The organism is Kurthia massiliensis, assembly GCF_000285555.1.
GTDB classification, from domain to species: domain Bacteria; phylum Bacillota; class Bacilli; order Bacillales_A; family Planococcaceae; genus Kurthia; species Kurthia massiliensis.
On record NZ_HE611001.1, the window covers coordinates 159680 to 161924 of the forward strand.

At 28.2% G+C, this 2245-nt stretch carries 1 protein-coding gene and 1 pseudogene; both read left to right on the forward strand.

Features of this window, described 5'->3' with window-relative positions:
- Positions 1-459 precede the first annotated feature (459 nt).
- The gene (locus KMHG_RS13625; RefSeq protein WP_010290320.1) at positions 460-1935 is read left to right on the forward strand and encodes an AcpB/EbpR/MafR family transcriptional regulator; all 1476 of its coding nucleotides are present in this window, start codon (positions 460-462) and stop codon (positions 1933-1935) included.
- A gap of 148 nt (positions 1936-2083) precedes the next feature.
- Positions 2084-2245 (forward strand): annotated as a pseudogene (locus KMHG_RS19300) (IS256 family transposase); the annotation flags it as partial.

The window sequence follows — 2245 nt, forward strand, 5'->3', positions numbered from 1 at the left end:
CTGCTTTTTCAAGATGACTGCGAAAAACCTCACTGATATTGCCATTTTGCGCTAGCGTTTGAATGATTTCTGTCGTAAACAAGACCCTCTTTCTAGAATTGGTTGTCGAGACTTTATTCTACTAAGAATTGGGTCTTCTTTTTTATGGATTCTTTCATTTACACAAAATATTTTACGCTCTCAAATCGTCTATAATAGTAAATACTTTATATCAATATATTTACAAAATTTTAAAATGATACATTTCATTATTAAAACTTTGTAAATCTTTCCGAAATATAAAGAAAAAAGTCGATGTAACTATTATTAAACTGCATTCATCTATAATTTCCCTTATGTTTTATATAAAAATATTTAATACTTGTTTAACTAAGGGCTTTTAAATAGAATTAAATATAGTAATGATGGTATTTAGATATGATAATTACGGTATATTGATAATCTAAGAGGAGGAACATGATGATAAAGCAAATTGCCATACCAGCACGGACTTTCTCTATACTTAAAACGTTAGAGAGTACGTCTAACCATACATATGAAAGCTTAGCAAAACTCAATAATTGCTCTATGAAAACGATTCAAAACGAGTTGAACAGATTAAAAACTTTAATTCCTGCTGATTGGCATATTGAAATTGTTAAAGGTCAAGGAATATACTTAAATAAACCTCATCACACTTCAGTTTCAGCCATTTTTTGTAGTGATAGTCATTTCATAAATATGCAATTATTTAATTTACTTATAGAAGGTAGCGGTTTAACGTTAGAAGCATTATGTGAGGAAATCCATTGCAACAAAAATTTAACTTTGAAGCTATTAAAAAATTTAGAGAATAGATTGAAGAAGTTTCATTTAACACTTTTAAGGGGTCCTTATAAAATTGGGGGTTCAGAGAGCTTTATTCGTTTGTTTCTATTTGACATGCTTTACAATTCTTTTGAAACAGTACATTTTCAAAATTTAAGGATAAGCGAAAAGACTAATATAATCCACAATTTTTTATACACAAATTTCAATATTTATATTTCAAACTACGGTATAAGCTCATTTAAAATGATGCTTACCATTTCCATTGACCGTATAAAAAAAGGACATATTGTATCTGGATCTTGTAGATACTTCACACGGGATGTTTTTAAAGAGGAAGAGTTTATGCGATTAGAACCCTTTTTTGAATTTTTAGAGGAATCATATACGATAGAATTACAAAATGAAGAAAGAGCTTTTTTGTACGTAGCTTTGATATATGTTGAGATTACATTTACTTACGACCCTCAAACGTCTTTAGATAAAGCTATATATGATAATATGATGGAATATTTTACATTACTAAAAAACGAATTCCCAGCTTTGCCATCACTTATCCAGCAAAACAATTTTATGCTTAAATCGTTTAACTTATTTAAAATTTTATACTTAAAAAGTATATTGCATAATATTGATTATTCGCCTAATAGTTCTATGTATAATATGTTAATTGAAAAACATGAGAAGCTTTACAATAAGGTGGAAAAAACTTTTCAATTATTTTCAAAAAAAAAGATTTATGGAGAGGTTAAATCTTTTATATATAAGCTTACAGTTCTTTTAGCCGAATATTTATTATCTTCAACGATTACTAATGCAAATGTATTGTATTTAACATCGAGGTCGCCTTTACTATATGATTATACAATCAATATTTTAAAACTTAACTTTTCAAACAAAATCAATATATCGATTGCTAGTGTATTTGAGCTGGATAAATATTTGGATTCTAAGAAAGATGAAGATATAGATATAATTATTACTGATTCCAATCCATCATCTATGATTAATAAACTTCAAAAAGAAACAATTTTAGTTGAATGTAATATTTCGAAGAACGATTTGGAGATTATAGGTAAAGAAATTGACGATGTCATCCAAAAAAAGTTTCATTATTATATAGGTTAGATTATCTATTTTCATTATAAATATCTCATAAAAATTAATACGAGAGCGTAAAATATTTTGTGTAAATGAAAAAAATCCATAAAAAAAGAAGACCCAATTCTTGGTAGAATAAAGTCACCACAACCAATTCTAGAAAGAGGGTCTTCCTATGGATAAGTTTACGACAGAAATCATTCAAACGCTAGCGCAAAATGGCAATATCGGTGAAGTTTTTCGTAGTCATCTTGAAAAAGCGGTCAATACGCTGTTAACGCAAGAGTTAACGGCGTTTTTGGACTATGAAAAATACGACCGCATCGGCTTTAACTCT